The organism is Streptomyces sp. NPDC015345 (assembly GCF_043078805.1).
GTDB lineage: Bacteria > Actinomycetota > Actinomycetes > Streptomycetales > Streptomycetaceae > Streptomyces.
This window is the reverse complement of sequence record NZ_JBIBTX010000007.1, coordinates 421,302-436,021: the sequence shown is the minus strand read 5'-3', so window position 1 is coordinate 436,021 and position 14,720 is coordinate 421,302. Positions and strand designations below refer to the sequence as shown.

Sequence of the window (14,720 nt, the reverse complement as noted above, 5' to 3'; positions counted from 1 at the left end):
ACGGAGGATTCATGCACGTCTCGCTCGTTGTCACCGGATCAAGGGGTGACGTCCAGCCGTTCATCGCGCTGGGCAGGACCCTGACGGCCCGCGGACACTCGGTGATCCTCGCCACCCACGGTGACTTCGAGAAGCTGGTGCGTGAGTCCGGCCTCGACTTCGCCGAACTCCCGGGCAGCCCAAGGGACTTCCTGGCGCACCCGGCGCTCGCCGAGGCGCTCCAGCAGGGCGCCTCGCTCTTCCGCGCGGCGCGCAAGGTCCCCCGGCAGACGCAGGAGCACATCCGCCTGCTCGCCTCCCGCATAGCGGAGGTGTGCGAGGGGGCCGACCTGGTGGTCAACAGCGTACTGAGCCGCATCCTGTTCGAGGACAACGGCAAGGCCCCCTGGGCCTCGCTGACCTGGTGGCCGCTGAACCCCACCAGCCAGTGGCCGGCCATGATGGCGCCCCCGAGCAAGTTGGGTCCGCTCTACAACCGCCTGACGCACCGCGCGGCGGGCCTCCTGGACTGGGTCTCCATTCGCGGATACCGCAAGGACGCGAACATGCCGGGGCTGCCATTCGGCGCGCCTTACCGCGAACTGGGGCGTGACGTACCGCTGTTGTGCCCGGTCACCCGTGAGATGTTCACCGAGCCCGCCGACTGGCCCGCCCTCTCGCGGTTCACCGGCTACTGGTTCTGGGACCGCGAGTGGAGCCCCTCCGACGCGCTGGTCGACTTCGTGGAGTCCGGGGACGCCCCGGTGACGCTGTCGTTCGGGAGCATCTGGCCGGTGCACCAGCCGGACAAGACCCTGCGGAAGGTGCTCGGCGTCGTCCGGTCGTACGGACGCCGCCTCGTGCTCGTGGGCGGCGGCCCCGAAGAGGTGCCGGACGACGTGTTCCGCGTCGAGGACGTGCACTACCCCTGGCTGTTCCCGCGGTCGTCGGCGATCATCCACCACGGCGGCTGCAACACCACGGGCGAGGCGCTGCGTTCGGGCACGCCCCAGGTGGTCGTGCCGACGTTCGCCGACAGCCCCTTCTGGGCGGCGCAGGTGCACCGGCTCGGCGTCTCCCCGCGGCCCATCCCGTTCTCGAAGTTCACCGCCGAACTCCTCGACGAGGCACTCGGCAAGGCCCTGAACGACGAGGGCATGGCCCGGCGGGCGGCGAGCATCGGCGAGGCCGTGCGCGCCGAGAACGGCACCGAGACGGCCGTCGACATCCTGGAGGACTGGGTGAAGCGCTGGCCCGGCCCCAAGGCGGCGAACTCCCGTGTGTGAGAGGGGAGTCGGAGCGCCCCCCAGACCCGGTACCGAGGAGTGACCACAGACATGACAGATATGACGGACCTCAGCACCCCTTCCATACGCCGCTTCCACCCCTCCGACGCGGGCGTCCGCCTGGTGTGCTTCCCGCATGCGGGCGGAGCCGCCAGCTATTTCTTCCCCGTGTCGCGGCAGCTGTCGCCGGTGGCCGACGTGCTGGCCGTCCAGTACCCGGGGCGGCAGGAGCGGCGCAAGGAGCCGTGCGTCGACAGCGTGACCTCGCTGGCCGACATCCTGGCGGAGGAGCTGCTGGAGTGGGCCGACAGGCCGCTGGCGTTCTTCGGCCACAGCATGGGCTCGCTGGTGGCGTTCGAAGTCGCCCGCAGGCTCCGGCAGAAGGACGTCGAGCTGGTCGCGCTCTTCGCTTCGGGGCGCGCCGCTCCTTCCCTCTCGCGTGACGAGGGGGTGCACCGGCGCGACGACGCGGGTCTGATCGACAGGGTGAAGGAGCTGGGCGGCACCTCGGGCGGTCTCCTGGAGGACCCGGACGTGGTGGCGATGCTGCTCCCCGCGATCCGCAACGACTACTTCGCGGTGGAGACCTACCGCCTCACCCCGGGCGAGCCCCTGAACTGCCCGCTGGTGGTGCTGACCGGCGACGCGGATCCGATGGTCACCGTCGACGAGGCCCAGGGCTGGCGCGATTTCACCACCGGGCACTTCGAGCTGCACGCGTACCGTGGCGGGCACTTCTACCTGGACACGCACGCCGCTTCCGTACTGGAGAGGATCCGTACGCACCTGACGGCCTGACCATCAGGCCACCCGACCGGGCCCCGCCGTTTCCGCGGCGGGGCTCAACCGAGGGCGAGGACGATCTCCAGCGGCGCCTCCGCGTCCCTCCAGTGCTCCACCGAGGACGAGAAGACCTCCTGCGCGACGGCCCACTCCTCCGGCTCGGCCCGCGCGTACTCCTGCCAGCCGGAGACGACGATCAGCCGCCCGCGCGCGGGCGGCGCCCACGACAGGTCGCCGAGGCAGTCGGCGAGGGCGTCCCAGTTGCGCCCGAACCAGTCGGGCAGACCAAGGCTCCGGGCGCAGAGCTCCATGAAGCCGGCCTTGTCGGCCACCCCGGTCAGGTGAAGCGTCGTGGTGGTCCAGCCCGCGCCGCGCGCGGCGTCGAGCACGGACGCGAGCGGCTCGGGCGTGGTGTCGGTTCCGCCTGGCATTACCTCAGCACCGCCTTGAAGGACGCGTAGTAGTCACCGGTGTAAAGCCCCCCGCAGGCCACACACCGCGGCAGGGGCGCGGGGAACTGCGCCACCAGCCCCCACCACCCGCGGCGACTCAGCTGCCGTCGGGATCCGCCCGATCCAACGCGGGCCGCGGCGCCGCCCCCGCCACAAGAAGCTGATCAGCGGCAGCGGTATCCGTGACAAGACTCGTGACAAGCCCCGACCTCAGCACCGCGTCGATGGCCGCGGCCTTCCGCTGCCCACCCGCGATGGCGACGACTTCAGGAATACGCCGAAGCCGATCCGCTTCGACGGTGATACACCGCTCTCCGAGATCCCGCCCGACCCGACGCCCCTCGGCGTCAAACAGATGCGCGGACATCTCCGCGGCCACACCCAGCGAGGCATAGTGCGCTCGCTCCTCGTCGCTGAGCATGTCGTGGACGGTGGAGATGCCCGGCTCCCAGGAGCCGATGGAGACCGCGGCGACCGTGACCTTGTCGAAGTACTCGAAGGCACGGGCGATGCCGGTCTGGTTGCGCAGCGCCGCCGCGGTGGCGGGGTCCGGCAGCAGCATCGGCGCGTAGATGGGGTGGGCCTCGCCGCCGGAGACCTGGGCGGCGCGGCGCACGGCCTCCACGGAGCCGCGCTCGGCGGTCCCCGCGTCGTAGACACCGGTCAGCTGAACGACCGTGCACGGCGGCAGCTGATCGAGCGCGGCCGCCATGTGGATCGTGGAGCGGCCCCAGGCGAGGCCGAGCACATCGCCCTCGGTGACGAGCTCGCCGAGAAGGTCCGCCGCGACCTCGCCGAGGTTCTCGGGGTCGGGTGAGTCCTCGATCTCGTCGGTGGGCGCCGGCGACTCCACGACCACGGCGTGCCGCAGGCCGTAGCGGGCGCGGAGCGCGTCGGAGCGCTCGGCGTCCAGCTCCGCCGGGACCCGGATCTCGATGCGCACGAGATCCCGCTCAAGTGCCGTCTCCAGGACCCGGGCCACCTTGAAGCGGCTGACGCCGAATTCCTCGGCGATCTGGATCTTGGATTTGCCCTCGAGGTAGAAGCGGCGGGCCATGGCCGCCGCCTGTACCAGCTCCGCGGGGCCCATCCGCATGGCTGACCGACCCGCCGACATGGCCGACACGGCGCTCTCCTCACTGCTGTTCACAAACTGGGTTCGCCGTTCATCCTTGCAGATCCGGCCTAGTTGATCAGCCCTGAGGGACTGCGTTCACGTTCCCGTGGCTCAGTGGTCGCATGCCCAGGCACTTGACGCGGTCTTTGCCGTCGCTTGGGCACGCAATGAACGTACCGCTTCTGCCGGGTCCGTGGCGCCGTAGACGGCCGAGCCCGCGACGAAGACATCGGCGCCGGCCTCCGCGCAGCGCTCGATGGTCTCGGCGGAGACACCGCCGTCGACCTGGAGCCACAGCTCCAGACCGTGCTTGCCGATCAGCTCACGGGTGCGGCGGATCTTGGGCAGCATGATGTCGAGGAACGCCTGCCCGCCGAAGCCCGGCTCGACCGTCATGATCAGCAGCATGTCGAGCTCGCGCAGCAGGTCCTCGTACGGCTCGATGGGCGTCGCCGGCTTCAGCGCCATGGAGGCGCGGGCACCCTTGGCGCGGATCTCGCGGGCGAGGCGGACGGGGGCGGCGGCGGCCTCCGCGTGGAAGGTGACGGATCCGGCGCCCGCCTCGACGTACTGCGGGGCCCAGCGATCGGGGTCCTCGATCATCAGGTGGCAGTCCAGAGGCGTGTCCGTCGCCCGGGCCAGCGACTCCACGATCGGCACACCGAGGGTCAGGTTCGGGACGAAGTGGTTGTCCATCACGTCGACGTGGAGCCAGTCGGCGCCCTCGACGGCCTTTGCCTCCTCGGCAAGGCGGGCGAAGTCCGCGGACAGGATGCTGGGGTTGATCTGCACGGCCATGCCTCAAGACTGCCATGCCCGGCGCCCGGCGCGGACCGCGGTCCGCGCCCTGGGCACGACGCCTTGTGCGGACGCGCGCAGTGCCGTGTACGGAAGCGAAGGAGCAGCGCTCCGCGACGGGCCCCGCCCGCGCCGCCGAGGACGCGCGCGAGGCCGGGAGCTGCCAGGACGCTCTTCGTCTCCTACCTGCGGGCGACCCCCACGCCGTACGCCCGGTCGCTCGCCATCGCGAAGAACCGCGCCGCGCCAGTTCGCACGTGAAGACGCCGACCGCGGGCCGGACCGTCCAAGGATCAGTCCGCCCACGGATCCGGTCCTCGGCCGGACCAGCCCGCACACCGGATCAGGCCGTCCACCGCATCCGGCCGTCCACCACCGCACCAGGCCGTCCACCGCATCCGGCCCTCCACCGAATCAGGCCGCCCACCGCATCCGGCCGTCCGTCGAATCAGGCCGTCCGCCGAATCAGCGCCAGATACATCGCGTCCGTCCCGTGCAGATGCGGCCACAGCTGTACGTCGGGCCCGTCCCCCAGTGCCGGCACGCCCGGCAGCAGCGGGCGCGCGTCGAGCAGTTCGGCGCCGCCCGTGTGCTTGAGGACGTCGTCGACGACCGCGCGGGTCTCGGCCACGTGCGGCGAGCAGGTGGCGTAGCCGACGACGCCGCCGACGCGCACCGACTCCAACGCCGTGCGCAGCAGGGCGCGTTGGAGCGGGGCGAAGCCGTCCAGGTCCTGCGGGCGGCGGCGCCAGCGGGCCTCCGGACGGCGGCGCAGCGCGCCCAGTCCGGTGCAGGGCACGTCCATCAGGACGCGGTCGAAGGTACCGGGGCGCCACGGCGGTCGGGTGCCGTCGGCGGCGATGACCTGGTAGGGGCCGGGGTTGCCGTCGAGCGACTGCGCGACGAGGCCGGCCCGGTGCGGCTGCTTCTCGGAGGCGAGCAGCGTGGCACCGCGCCCGGCGGCGAGCCCGGCGAGCATGGCCGCCTTGCCGCCGGGTCCCGCGCAGCCGTCGAGCCACTTCCGGTCGGGACCCTCCAGCGGGGCGTTCGCCAGGGCGAGCGCGACGAGCTGGCTGCCCTCGTCCTGCACCCCCGCGCGGCCTTCCCGCACCGCCTCGATCAGTCCGGGCTCCCCGCCCTCGCTGAGCCGCACGGCGTACGGCGACCAGCGGCCCGGCAGCGCCGAGTCCTCGCCCACGGAGTCGAGCAGCTCATCGGCGGTGGAGCGGCCGGGCCGGGCGACGAGCGTGACCTCGGGGCGTTCGTTGTCGGCCTCGAGCAGGTCCTCGATCCCGGCGCGGCCCCCGCCGAGCGAGTCCCACAGCGCCGAGACGACCCACCGGGGGTGCGAGTGCACGACGGCGAGGTGGTCCTCGGGGTCCTCGTCGTAGGGCGGCGCGACCTTCTCCACCCAGCCGTCGAGATCGTCCTGCGCGACCTTGCGCAGTACGGCGTTGACGAACTTGGCCCGTCCGTCGCCGAGCACCACGCGCGCCAGCTCCACCGAGGCGGAGACGGCGGCGTGCGTCGGGATGCGTGTGCCGAGCAGCTGGTGCACACCGAGGTTGAGCACGTCGAGCACCGGCGGGTCGACCTCGCTCAGCGGCCGGTCGATGCAGGCCGCCACGATCGCGTCGTACGTGCCCTGGCGGCGCAGCGTCCCGTAGACGAGTTCGGTGGCGAGCGCCGCGTCCCGCGCGTCGAACTTCTCGGGCCCCTCCTTCTCCCTGGCCTTGCGCAGCAGGGGCGGCAGGACGAGGTTCGCGTACGCGTCCCGCTCGTCCACGGCCCGCAGCGCCTCGAAGGCGAGGATGCGGACGGGGTCCTTCTGGGGCCGGCGGTAGGGCTTGCCGGACTTCCCCGGCTTGCCGGAGGGCTTGCGGGGGCGCCGGTTCGGCTGGTCGTTCAAAGGTGCTCCGCTGCTGGAATGGGACGAACCCACTCAGCCTACGTCCCCACCGCCGAGGCGCTCATCGGGGGCGATCCGCACCCCGCGCGCCCAGTCGGCACCGCGCATCGGCTTCTTGCCCTGCGGCTGGACCCAGAGCAGCTCGACGGCGTGCGAGCCGGAACCGACGTACACGTTGTTCTTGGCGGCGGAGAGCTCGCCGGGCGCGAGATCGGTGCGGTCGGGGACGAGCGCCGCCTGAATGATCTTCAGCCGCTCGCTGCGGAAGACGGTCCAGGCGCCGGGCGCGGGCGTGCAGCCGCGCACCACGCGGTCCACGCGCAGCGCGGGCGCGGCCCAGTCCACCTGGGCGTCCTCGACGGTGATCTTCGGGGCGAGGGTGACGCCGTCGGCCGGCTGCGGCACGGCCTTGAGGCTGCCGTCCTCGATGCCGTCCATGGTGGCGACAAGCAGCCCGGAGCCCGCGAAGGCGAGCCGGGTGAGCAGGTCGCCGCTGGTGTCGGTGGGCCGCACCTCCTCGGTGACCGTGCCGTACACCGGCCCGGAGTCGAGGCCCTGCTCGATCAGGAACGTCGAGGCGCCCGTGATCTCATCGCCCGCCATCACCGCGTGCTGCACGGGCGCGGCGCCGCGCCAGGCGGGCAGCAGCGAGAAGTGCAGATTGACCCAGCCGCGGGCCGGCACGTCGAGGGCGGCCTTGGGCAGCAGCGCGCCGTAGGCGACGACGGGGCAGCACTCCGGCCCGATCTCCCGCAGCCGCGCCAGGAACTCCTCGTCACGCGGCTTCTCGGGCTTCAGCACCTCGATGCCCGCCTCCTGCGCGCGCTCCGCCACCGGGCTCGCCACGAGCCTGCGGCCCCGGCCGGCGGGCGCGTCCGGACGGGTCACGACGGCGGCCACCTCGTGCCGGTCGGAGGCGATCAGGGCGTCCAGCGCGGGGACGGCGACCTCAGGAGTGCCTGCGAAGACGAGCTTCACTGGGTGGTACCTCGGATCTGTGTGGGAGCGACGGCAGCGCACCAGTCTATGGGCGGCGGCCGTTGACGCACGTGGGGGCGTACGAACTGACGCGCGCCCTGTGCATATGCGCATACGCCCCTGCACCGTGACCCCACACGCGCTAGCGCGTTGGTCAAGTAAGAGTTGACCAAAATGGGCCGCGGTCGCGGCTCGATCCTTTTCAACGCCGGTTCGAGAGGCTTGTTCATGGCCGACCACGCAACCCACGACGCCCAGGCACGGGCCAGCCTGCACCTCTTGGTGCGGGACATCGAGCGGGTCCGCCGGCAGGTGGACGCACTGCGCACCCTCACCGCCCAGCTCGGCAACGTCTACCGCCCGCGCCGCTCCAGCCCCTCCGCGGGCTTCGTCGTGTACGGGCGGGCGCCCGCCCCGACCGTCCGCCTCGCCCAGGAACTGCGGGACAGCGTCGAGACGCTGGTCACCGCGGCCGTGGACTTCGACCGCTCGCTCGGGTTCTCGTGGGACGCGGTGGGCTCGGCGCTCGGCGTGACCAAGCAGGCGGTCCACCGCCGTTACGGCGCGCGGCGGGCCACCACGCAGGCGGCGGCCGAGGCGGAGCGGGCGACGGACGCCCCGGCGCCGACCGCGACCACCACGACCACGGCCCCCCGCCCGTTCCCGGTCGGCGGCCCCCTGCCGTCCGTCCCCGCGGCCCGCACGATGCCGACCCAGCCGACCGCGGGCAGCCCCGCCCTCCGCGACGAAGCCAGGCCGAGCGCGTTCCCGGGCCCTCGCAACGGCTGACCGGCGCCCTACGACGACTGCCTCCTTGCCGCGTTGCCTGCGGCGAGGGGGCAGTCGTATTACCGCCCCGTCCGCAACCTCAACCGATGCCCAGCGGGCCCACCCGAATCCGCACAGCCACGCACCATCCTCACGGGCGCGCACGGCCGACCCGCGCCTCACGACGACAGCCTCCCTGCCTCCTTGCCCATGTCGAGCAGACAGCCGTACGCGGCCCCGCCCGCGCCCGATCCCTCAGCCGACGCCCAGCCGATCCGGTCGCGGGACACCCACACGGGCGACCCGCGCCCCATGGCGCCTGCCACTTTGCCGCCTTGCCCACGGCGAGAGGACAGCCGGCCTCCCTCCCACGACGAGGGGCAGCCATGCGCCACCCCCGCCCCACCGGAAACCGGACCCTCAGCCGATGTCCAGCGGATCCACCCGGATCCGCACCGCCTCGGCGCCGCCCTCCCGAGCACCCTTCGCCCCCCGGGCCATCCGCGCGGCCTGCGCCGTCTTCAGTGAGGCGGCGAGCGCGGCCCCGCTGCCCGGCGGCACGCGGATCAGCACGCGCTCCCACTGCTCACCGGCGGGCACAGCGCCGGGTCGCCGCGTGGGGCCGGGGCCAGGGTCCCGTACCGGGACGGGGCCCAACACCACGGCCTCCGGGGGCAGTTCGGCCCCGGCGAGAAACCCCGCGAGCGCCTCCGGCGGCCCGGAGACCGCCGCCATCCGCGACACCGGCGGGAAGCCCAGCTCGGCCCGGTCCGCGAGCTCCCGCACCGCGTGCCCCACGGGGTCCCACCGCACCAGCGCCTGCACGGGCCGCAGCGTCGGCTCGGCGACGACCACCACGGTGCCGCCCGCACCCTGCGGACGTACGAGCGAGGCGGCCCCGATCCACCGCCGCAGCGCGTCCTCGCCCGCCCGCAGATCGGGCCGGCCGAGCATGGCCCAGCCGTCCAGCAGCAGCGCGGCGGCGTAACCCCCCTCGGCGACGGGCTCCGCCCCGGGCGTGCTGACCACCAGCGCGGGCGCCCCCGGCACCGTGTCGAGCACCTGCTCGCGCCCCGACGTCCGTACCGGCACCGCCGGAAACGCCCGCCCCAGCTCCTCGGCCGTCCGCCGCGCCCCCACGACCTGCGCCCGCAGCCGGAACCCACCGCAGGAATCGCAGTGCCAGGCGGCCTCCGCCACCCCGCACCAGCCGCAGCGCAGAGCGGCGCCGCTCTCCTGCGCCTCCAGCGGACCGGCGCACCGGCGGCACCGCGCGGGCTCCCGGCACCGCTCGCACGCGAGCCGCGGCACATAGCCGCGCCGGGGCACCTGTACCAGGACGGGCCCGTGCTTCAGCCCTTCCCGCACGGCCCGCCAGGCCAGCGTCGGCAGCCGCGCGGCCCGCGCCGCCTCGTCACGCGCGAGGTCCCCGTCGCCCACGGTGCGCACGAGCGGCGCCGCGCCCCGGACCTGCTCGCGGTCGGCCACCAGAGGCGCGGCCCAGCCGCTCTCGACGAGCTGGGCGGCCTCGACCGTGCAGCTCCAACTCCCCAGCAGGAAACCGCACTTGTCGCGGGTGGCCCGCAGCTCCAGCACCTCCCGCACATGCGGAAAGGGGGCGCGGTCCTCGCTGTGGTTGGAGTCGCCGTCGTCCCAGACGACCACCAGCCCAAGATCCCGTACGGGCGCGAACATGGCGGCCCGCGTCCCGACGACGGCCCGCACCTCACCCCGGCGCACGGACAGCCACTCCCGGTAGCGCCGCTCCTGCCCGGCGTCGGCGGTCAGCAGGGCGTGCTGCCCCTCGCCGAGGAGCGCGGTGAGCGCGGCGTCCACGCGCGCGGCGGGCCGCCCCGTGGGCACGACGACGAGCGCTCCCCGCCCCGAGGCGAGCGTGGCCTGCACGGCGCGGGCGATCTCCTCGGCCCACTGCGGCCCGGGCAGCGCGGTCCACACCGCACGGGGCGACCCTCCCGAGGCCAGCGCTCCGAGGAACTCGGCCCCGTGCCCGTACCGCCGCCAGGTCCCGGGGTCCGGGGCGGCCGGGGGCGCCGCGGAAGCACCGGCCACCCGGGACTCGGCGCGCGCGTGCCGGGGCGGGATCGCCAGCTGCAACACGTCGGCGAGGCTGCCCGCGTACCGGTCGGCGACGGCCCGCGCGAGTTCGAGCAGCCCGGCGTCCAGCACGGGCTCCGGTGAGACGACCTGCGCCAGGGCGGCCAGCGGCCCGCTGTACTCGGTCTCGGCGCACCGCTCGACGATGAACCCGTCGATCAGTCCGCCGCCCTCGCGCCGTCCCTCGCGCACGTTCCGCGACCCGGCCCCGAAGCGCACGCGGACCCGCACCCCGGGCTGAGCGACCTCGTCCAGCTCCTCGGGAACGGCATAGTCGAAGTACCGGTCGAGGTGGAGCACGCCCTTGTCGACCAGAACCCGCGCCACCGGCAGCTCCTTGGCGAGCGCGGCCCCCCGCCACGTCCGCGGCTTGGCCCGCGGCACCTTGGCCCCCCGCACACTGTCCCGAATCAACGCGAGCTGCTCGGCCTCGGGCACCCCACCCTCGGCGCCCGCACCCACACCCGCCCCGTTCTCGCTGCTCACAGCAGCATTCCTACCAGACCGTACTGACAGCGCCGGAAAAAGACCGAGGCCCGGCACCCCACCAGGGACACCGGGCCTCACCACACCGAACAGGCCAGGACCTACAGCCCCGCCGCCTTCCGCAGCGCGTCCACGCGGTCCGTGCGCTCCCACGTGAAGTCGGGGATCGCCCGGCCGAAGTGGCCGTACGCGGCGGTCTGCGAGTAGATCGGGCGGAGCAGGTCGAGGTCGCGGATGATCGCGGCCGGGCGCAGGTCGAAGACCTCGCCGATGGCCGTCTCGATCTTGTCGGTGTCGACCGTGGCCGTGCCGAAGGTCTCGACGAAGAGACCGACCGGCTCGGCCTTGCCGATGGCGTAGGCGACCTGGACCTCGCAGCGGGCCGCGAGGCCGGCCGCGACGACGTTCTTGGCGACCCAGCGCATCGCGTAGGCGGCCGAGCGGTCGACCTTGGACGGGTCCTTGCCGGAGAAGGCGCCGCCGCCGTGGCGGGCCATGCCGCCGTACGTGTCGATGATGATCTTGCGACCGGTCAGGCCGGCGTCGCCCATCGGGCCGCCGATCTCGAAGCGGCCGGTGGGGTTGACCAGGAGGCGGTAGCCCTCGGTCTCCAGCTTGATGCCGTCCTCGAGGAGGGCCTTCAGCTCGGGCTCGACCACGAACTCACGAATGTCGGGAGCGAGGAGCGAGTCCAGGTCGATGTCGCTCGCGTGCTGCGAGGAGACGACGACCGTGTCGAGGCGGACGGCCTTGTCGCCGTCGTACTCGATGGTGACCTGGGTCTTGCCGTCGGGGCGCAGGTACGGGATCGTCCCGTTCTTGCGCACCTCGGACAGGCGCCGCGAGAGGCGGTGCGCGAGGTGGATCGGGAGCGGCATGAGCTCCGGCGTCTCGTCGCAGGCGTAGCCGAACATCAGGCCCTGGTCGCCCGCGCCCTGCTTGTCCAGCTCGTCCTCATCGCCTTCGACGCGCTTTTCGTACGCCGTGTCGACGCCCTGCGCGATGTCGGGGGACTGCGAACCGATGGACACCGACACGCCGCAGGAGGCGCCGTCGAAGCCCTTCTTCGAGGAGTCGTAACCGATCTCGAGGATCTTGTCGCGCACGAGCTGCGCGATCGGCGCGTACGCCTTCGTCGTGACCTCGCCGGCCACGTGGACGAGGCCGGTGGTGATCAGCGTCTCCACGGCGACCCGGGAGGTCGGGTCCTCCCGCAGAAGCGCGTCGAGAATGGTGTCGCTGATCTGGTCAGCGATCTTGTCGGGGTGACCCTCGGTCACAGACTCCGAGGTGAAGAGGCGCCGGGACACATCGCTCCCTGTGGTTGCAGCGGCTGCTGTCTGATCATTGGTGGACGGCCGGGGGCTGCGCCCGACGTCGTCCGAGACCAGTTTATCGGTCACACTCGTCCGCCGGACCACATGTCTCGCCACTTGGGAGCCCTGTGACCTGCGGCACTGCATTGTGCGGTACGTCGATCAGTCCCCACCAGAGGGCCTCGCGCCCGTTTTCCCCGGGTTTGAGCCCCTGGTGGGACGAAGATGACATTGAGCCCCGCAGATGGAGACCCCGTCAAGTAACGCGTCGCATTGTGGCCGAGTTCCGCCAAGAGACGAAAGAGATACGGCGAACGGATGAGGAGAGGCGAAAGAGATCAGCCACACACCGTCAGAGGTGATCACGGACGTGCACACACCATCCACATGGTGAGACAGGTGACAGGCCGCCACCGCCGTCTCCCTCCGCTCCCTCCGCCTAGCCTCCCCTCACCCCTCTCATCGCCTCAGGACAGCCGCTCCGCGACCAGATCCCACACCGTGTCCGCGAGCGCTTCCTTCGGCCCGTACGGCACCGGCGTCTCGCTGCCGTCCGCGCCGAGCACGACGGCCTCGTTCTCCTCGGAACCGAACGTCTTGCGCTCACCGACCTCATTGACGACCAGCAGATCGCATCCCTTGCGTTCGAGCTTGGCGCGGCCGTTGGCGAGGACGTCGTCCGTCTCGGCGGCGAAGCCGACGATCACCTGGCCGGGGCGCGCCCGCTCCCCCGCGATCTCGGCGAGGATGTCGGGGTTGCGGACCAGGGTGATGGGCGCCGGCTCCTGGCCGTCCTTCTTCTTGATCTTGCCCGCCGCGTACGTCTCGGGCCGGAAATCGGCCACGGCGGCCGCCATCACCACGGCGTCGGCGTCGGCCGCGGCCTTCAGGACGGCCTCGCGCAGCTGCACGGCGGTGCCGACCGGCACGACGTCGACGCCCGCCGGGTCCGACAGGGCCGCGTTCGCCGCCACGAGCGTGACGCGGGCGCCCCGTGCCGCCGCGCTGCGGGCGAGCGCGTACCCCTGCTTGCCCGAGGAGCGGTTGCCGAGGAAGCGGACCGGGTCGAGGGGCTCGCGGGTCCCGCCCGCGCTGACCACGACATGACGTCCCGCGAGATCCTGCGCCAGGTCACCGCGCGCGAGGACACGGCGTACGACCTCGAAGAGTTCGGCGGGGTCGGGGAAGCGGCCCTTGCCGGTGTCGACGCCGGTGAGGCGGCCGACGGCGGGCTCGATGACCAGGGCGCCGCGCCGCCGCAGCGTGGCGACGTTCTCCTGGGTGGCCGGGTGCTCCCACATCTCCGTGTGCATGGCCGGGGCGAAGACCACCGGACAGCGGGCGGTCAGGAGCGTGTTGGTGAGGAGGTCGTCGGCGAGGCCGTGGGCCGCCTTGGCGAGCATGTCGGCGGTGGCGGGCGCGACGATCACGAGGTCGGCGTGCTGGCCGATGCGGACGTGCGGCACCTCGTGGACGTCCGACCAGACCTCGGTCGAGACGGGGTGGCCGGAGAGCGCGGACCAGGTCGCGGCGCCGACGAAGTGCAGCGCGGACGCGGTGGGCACCACGCGCACGTCATGGCCCGACTCGGTCAGCCGCCGCAGCAGCTCACACGCCTTGTAGGCGGCGATGCCACCGCTGACCCCCAGGACTACCTTCGGCTTCTCGGCCACTGCCTCTGTCTCCCCGCGCTCGGATGCGTACTGCTCCATGACACACCACAGGCCCGGCAGTAGCGCTGCCGGGCCTGTGGTGAAAGAACGAACAACGCCTACTGGGCGGGGCCCTCGATGGCCTCGGACGTCAGCAGGCCCGCGTTGATCTCGCGGAGCGCGATCGAGAGGGGCTTCTCGTGGACGTGGGTGTCGACCAGGGGGCCGACGTACTCCAGGAGGCCCTCACCGAGCTGCGAGTAGTACGCGTTGATCTGGCGCGCGCGCTTGGCGGCGTAGATCACGAGGCTGTACTTCGAGTCGGTGGCTTCGAGCAGCTCATCAATCGGCGGGTTGATGATGCCCTCGGGCGCGGTGATGGAAGAGGACACGCTCTGCCTTCCGGTGGGATCAAGTGAGTCAAGACCAGAAGTCAAGACATGGGTACAGATCAAAGAACTTTCATCAAGGCTAGCAGCTCACGGGCCACGTCCTCGACGGAGGTGTTGACCAGGGTCGTGTCGAACTCGGCCTCGGCGGCGAGCTCGATCTTGGCCGCGGCCAGTCTGCGCTCGATCACCTCGGGCGCCTCGGTCCCCCGGCCGGTGAGCCGGCGGACCAGCTCGTCCCAGCTCGGCGGGGCGAGGAAGACCAGCTGCGCCTCGGGCATCGACTCGCGCACCAGGCGCGCGCCCTGGAGGTCGATCTCCAGGAGGACGGGTTCACCCGCCTCCAGGCGTTCGAGGACGGCACGCCGCGGCGTGCCGTAGCGGTTGCCCGCGAACTCGGCCCACTCCAGGAGCTCGCCGTTGGCGATCAGCTTGTCCATCTCCTCGTCGGAGACGAAGAAGTACTGGACTCCGTGCTTCTCACCGGGGCGCGGCTTACGCGTGGTGGCGGAGACGGAGAGCCAGACCTCGGGGTGTTCCTTGCGCATATGGGCGACGACCGTGCTCTTGCCGACCCCGGAGGGGCCGGAGAGCACGGTCAGCCGCGGACGTACGTCCGGGGGTACGGGGGTCGTCCCCCGGGATGTTGCAGCCATGCAGCGATTATCCAGGTTCTCAGGAGTGCCTGAGAA

The 14,720-nt window shown here is 72.4% G+C and carries 14 protein-coding genes; 3 read left to right on the top strand and 11 right to left on the bottom strand.

Annotation, left to right across the window (positions count from 1 at the left end; genetic code table 11):
• Window positions 1-11 precede the first annotated feature (11 nt).
• Window positions 12-1,265, top strand: coding sequence for a glycosyltransferase (locus ACF062_RS28985; RefSeq protein WP_392142599.1), 1,254 nt, complete (start codon window positions 12-14; stop codon window positions 1,263-1,265).
• 51 nt (window positions 1,266-1,316) lie between these two features.
• Complete coding sequence (locus tag ACF062_RS28980) at window positions 1,317-2,063, top strand: thioesterase II family protein (protein ID WP_392142598.1); 747 nt, start codon at window positions 1,317-1,319, stop codon at window positions 2,061-2,063.
• Window positions 2,064-2,107: 44 nt separating this feature from the next.
• Here ACF062_RS28980 and ACF062_RS28975 read toward each other — a convergent pair whose 3' ends face one another.
• From ACF062_RS28975 to fmt, 5 genes are all read right to left on the bottom strand, one after another.
• A complete protein-coding gene (locus tag ACF062_RS28975) occupies window positions 2,108-2,479 on the bottom strand; it encodes a barstar family protein (protein ID WP_392142597.1) in 372 nt (123 codons plus the stop codon).
• 118 nt (window positions 2,480-2,597) lie between these two features.
• The gene (locus ACF062_RS28970) at window positions 2,598-3,650 is read right to left on the bottom strand and encodes a sugar-binding transcriptional regulator (RefSeq protein ID WP_223773516.1); all 1,053 of its coding nucleotides are present in this window, start codon (window positions 3,648-3,650) and stop codon (window positions 2,598-2,600) included.
• A 78-nt stretch (window positions 3,651-3,728) separates the two neighbouring features.
• Window positions 3,729-4,415 carry a ribulose-phosphate 3-epimerase gene (gene rpe / locus ACF062_RS28965; protein ID WP_223773517.1) on the bottom strand — a complete coding sequence of 229 codons (687 nt, stop codon included), beginning with the start codon at window positions 4,413-4,415 and terminating at the stop codon, window positions 3,729-3,731.
• A 448-nt stretch (window positions 4,416-4,863) separates the two neighbouring features.
• On the bottom strand, window positions 4,864-6,324 hold the full coding sequence (locus ACF062_RS28960) for an RsmB/NOP family class I SAM-dependent RNA methyltransferase (RefSeq protein WP_392142596.1): 1,461 nt from the start codon (window positions 6,322-6,324) through the stop codon (window positions 4,864-4,866).
• Window positions 6,325-6,357: 33 nt separating this feature from the next.
• Window positions 6,358-7,302 (bottom strand): methionyl-tRNA formyltransferase, encoded by a 945-nt coding sequence (gene fmt / locus ACF062_RS28955; protein ID WP_392142595.1) that lies wholly within the window; start codon window positions 7,300-7,302, stop codon window positions 6,358-6,360.
• Window positions 7,303-7,530: 228 nt separating this feature from the next.
• Between fmt and ACF062_RS28950 the strand changes: the two genes are divergently transcribed.
• Window positions 7,531-8,091: a hypothetical protein gene (locus ACF062_RS28950; RefSeq protein WP_392142594.1), complete on the top strand. Its 561-nt coding sequence runs from the start codon at window positions 7,531-7,533 to the stop codon at window positions 8,089-8,091.
• 158 nt (window positions 8,092-8,249) lie between these two features.
• Here the strand turns inward: ACF062_RS28950 and ACF062_RS28945 are convergent, their stop codons facing one another.
• From ACF062_RS28945 to gmk, 6 genes are all read right to left on the bottom strand, one after another.
• Window positions 8,250-8,396: a hypothetical protein gene (locus ACF062_RS28945; RefSeq protein ID WP_392142593.1), complete on the bottom strand. Its 147-nt coding sequence runs from the start codon at window positions 8,394-8,396 to the stop codon at window positions 8,250-8,252.
• Between the two features lie 94 nt (window positions 8,397-8,490).
• On the bottom strand, window positions 8,491-10,671 hold the full coding sequence (locus ACF062_RS28940) for a primosomal protein N' (protein WP_392142592.1): 2,181 nt from the start codon (window positions 10,669-10,671) through the stop codon (window positions 8,491-8,493).
• Window positions 10,672-10,772: 101 nt separating this feature from the next.
• Complete coding sequence (gene metK, locus ACF062_RS28935; protein WP_223773522.1) at window positions 10,773-11,981, bottom strand: methionine adenosyltransferase; 1,209 nt, start codon at window positions 11,979-11,981, stop codon at window positions 10,773-10,775.
• A 473-nt stretch (window positions 11,982-12,454) separates the two neighbouring features.
• On the bottom strand, window positions 12,455-13,699 hold the full coding sequence (gene coaBC, locus ACF062_RS28930) for a bifunctional phosphopantothenoylcysteine decarboxylase/phosphopantothenate--cysteine ligase CoaBC (protein WP_392142591.1): 1,245 nt from the start codon (window positions 13,697-13,699) through the stop codon (window positions 12,455-12,457).
• Window positions 13,700-13,758: 59 nt separating this feature from the next.
• The gene (rpoZ, locus tag ACF062_RS28925) at window positions 13,759-14,031 is read right to left on the bottom strand and encodes a DNA-directed RNA polymerase subunit omega (protein WP_005319902.1); all 273 of its coding nucleotides are present in this window, start codon (window positions 14,029-14,031) and stop codon (window positions 13,759-13,761) included.
• Window positions 14,032-14,090: 59 nt separating this feature from the next.
• Window positions 14,091-14,684: a guanylate kinase gene (gene gmk, locus ACF062_RS28920; RefSeq protein WP_223773524.1), complete on the bottom strand. Its 594-nt coding sequence runs from the start codon at window positions 14,682-14,684 to the stop codon at window positions 14,091-14,093.
• Window positions 14,685-14,720 lie beyond the last annotated feature (36 nt).

Bases quoted from the DNA above. Each gene is read 5' to 3' on its own strand.
- ACF062_RS28985 (WP_392142599.1), top strand. From the start codon at position 12: ATGCACGTCTCGCTCGTTGTCACCGGATCAAGGGGTGACGTCCAGCCG.
- ACF062_RS28980 (WP_392142598.1), top strand. From the start codon at position 1,317: ATGACAGATATGACGGACCTCAGCACCCCTTCCATACGCCGCTTCCAC.
- ACF062_RS28975 (WP_392142597.1), bottom strand. From the start codon at position 2,479: ATGCCAGGCGGAACCGACACCACGCCCGAGCCGCTCGCGTCCGTGCTC.
- rpe (WP_223773517.1), bottom strand. From the start codon at position 4,415: ATGGCCGTGCAGATCAACCCCAGCATCCTGTCCGCGGACTTCGCCCGC.
- ACF062_RS28950 (WP_392142594.1), top strand. From the start codon at position 7,531: ATGGCCGACCACGCAACCCACGACGCCCAGGCACGGGCCAGCCTGCAC.
- coaBC (WP_392142591.1), bottom strand. From the start codon at position 13,699: ATGGAGCAGTACGCATCCGAGCGCGGGGAGACAGAGGCAGTGGCCGAG.
- gmk (WP_223773524.1), bottom strand. From the start codon at position 14,684: ATGGCTGCAACATCCCGGGGGACGACCCCCGTACCCCCGGACGTACGT.